Origin of the sequence: Microcoleus sp. S13C4, from assembly GCF_036700865.1 — a bacterium.
Classification (GTDB): Bacteria; Cyanobacteriota; Cyanobacteriia; order Cyanobacteriales; family Microcoleaceae; genus Microcoleus.
This window is the reverse complement of sequence record NZ_JAUBPS010000146.1, coordinates 1-2571: the sequence shown is the minus strand read 5'-3', so window position 1 is coordinate 2571 and position 2571 is coordinate 1. Positions and strand designations below refer to the sequence as shown.

Sequence of the window (2571 nt, the reverse complement as noted above, 5' to 3'; positions counted from 1 at the left end):
TTAATAATTAAGTGGGGTCGTAAAATCAAAAATAAGGGCAATGCGTGTATCACAGTTTAAATGTGCAACAGCTTACCTCCATCCCAGAGGATCTCGGGCAACTGTCGAATCTGACACGGCTTAACCTCATGGGCAATCGGATTACAGTAATCCCAGAGGATCTCGGCAAACTGTCGAATCTGACACAGCTTGACCTCATGAGCAATCAGATTACCCAAATCCCAGAGGCGCTCGGCAAACTGTCGAATCTGACACAGCTTGACCTCATGAGCAATCAGATTACCCAAATCCCAGAGGCGCTCGGCAAACTGTCGAATCTGACACAGCTTCACCTCAGTGACAATCAGATTACCTCCATCCCAGAGGATCTCGGGCAACTGTCGAATCTGACACAGCTTGACCTCATGAGCAATCAGATTACCTCCATCCCAGAGGATCTCGGGCAACTGTCGAATCTGACAAAGCTTTACCTCAGTAACAATCAGATTACCTCCATCCCAGAGGCGCTCGGCAAACTGTCGAATCTGACAGAGCTTAAGCTCTGGAAAAATCAGATTACCTCCATCCCAGAGGCGCTCGGCAAACTGTCGAATCTGAAAGAGCTTAACCTCTGGGACAATCAGATTACCTCCATCCCAGAGGCGCTCGGCAAACTGTCGAATCTGACAGAACTTGACCTTAGTAAAAATCAGATTGAAAAGATTCCTGAATGCTTAGAAACACTAGCAAAACTTGAAACACTCGACCTCCGCCGCAATCCCCTGCCCATTTCTCCAGAAATTCTAGGGCCAGCCAAACTTTACGAAGATCCCGGTACCCCCGAAGCCATCTTCAACTACCTGCGCCAACTCCGCAGCGGCGAAGTTCTCCCCCTCAACGAAGCCAAAGTCCTCCTCGTCGGGCAAGGCAGCGTCGGCAAAACCTCCCTGATCAACCGCCTCATCGACAACAAATACAACCCCAACGAGTCCCAAACCCACGGACTCAACATCAGAGAGTGGAAAATTACAGTCAACACCAAACCCGTCAAACTCAACGTCTGGGACTTCGGCGGACAAGAAATCTACCACGCCACCCACCAATTTTTCCTTACCAAACGCAGCCTCTACCTCCTCGTGTGCAACTGCCGCACCAGCGAAGACGAAAACCGCCTCGAATACTGGCTGAAACTGATCGAAAGCTTCGGCGACGCCTCCCCCGTCATCCTCGTCGGCAACAAGTGCGACGAACAACCCCTGGATCTCAACCGCAAAGCCTTGCGCGACAAATATCCCAACATCAAAGCCATTATCGAAACCTCCTGCGAAAGCGGAACCGGCATCGAGAAACTCCGCAGGGCCATCCACACCGAAATCTCCCAACTCAAAGAAGTCTACGATCTTTTGCCGCTAAGCTGGTTCCAAGTCAAGCAGCGCCTGGAAAACCTCGACAAAGACATCATCAGCATCAGCGAATACGCCACCATCTGCGCCAAAGAAAACATCTTTGAAGAAACCGACCAAACCCAACTGATCGGACTGCTGCACAACCTGGGCATTGTCCTCAACTTCCGCGAACACCCGATCCTGCAAAACACCAACATCCTCAATCCCCACTGGGTGACTGAAGGCATCTATGCCCTCCTCAGCGACGACGAACTCAAAGTCAAAACCAAAGGCATTCTCACCTACGCCGACCTCAGCCGCATCCTCGACTCAAATAAATATCCCAGCCACCGCTACCACTGTCTCACTGGGTTGATGGGCGAATTTGAACTCTGCTTCCCCGTCAGCCATTGTCCCGCGCCGACTTTCCTCATCCCCGGCCTCTTGCCCAAAGAACAACCGGAAAACACCGAACTCGAAGACGAAACGCTGGAATTTCAATATCACTACCGCATCCTCCCCGACAGCATCCTCTCGCGCTTCATCGTCCTCACCCACGAGAAAATCCACAACTGCACCCACTGGCGCACGGGGGTTATGCTGGAGTATAGGGAAGGCGCTGAGGTGTACAACATCGCCCGGATCAAATCTGACCCGGAAGATAAGAAAATCTTTATTGCCGTTAGCGGGCGGGAATCGACGCGGCGTTCTTTCCTCAGCATGATTCGCGATACGTTTACCAAAATCCACAATTCTTTTGCCAATCTGGAAATCAGTCAATGGGTGCCGGTTCCCGATAATCCCGATGCCGATCCGCTGGATTACGAGGAATTGCTAGGGCTGGAGGAGATGGGCGAGACTAAGGTTCGGATCGGCAAACTTAAAAAGAGTTGGGATTTGCTGCCGTTGCTGGATGGGTATGAGTCGATCGAACTTCGGCGCAGAAAGCAAATGGGCGATAAATTTTCGGGAAAAGAAGACGATGATTTTGTAGCTCCTTCCAGTGATCAACAAATTATTTACAATGTCATCCTCGGTGGTAATAAAATGACTCAAGATTCTCCCAAGACCAACCAATTCAACGGCCCGATGTCTGGTGTTATCGGCAGCGACAACGCCGAAGTTAGCAATAAGCTGTTGTGCATTTAAAATGCGTGTTTCAGAGGTTGAAACCCTTTACTGGCTTAGATAGCCTCGAAAATTTAAA

The 2571-nt window shown here is 50.4% G+C and carries 1 protein-coding gene; it reads left to right on the top strand.

The features are described 5' to 3' along the window. Positions 1–44: 44 nt before the first annotated feature. A complete protein-coding gene (locus QT996_RS28190; protein ID WP_333050782.1) occupies positions 45–2513 on the top strand; it encodes a leucine-rich repeat domain-containing protein in 2469 nt (822 codons plus the stop codon). Positions 2514–2571: the final 58 nt, after the last annotated feature.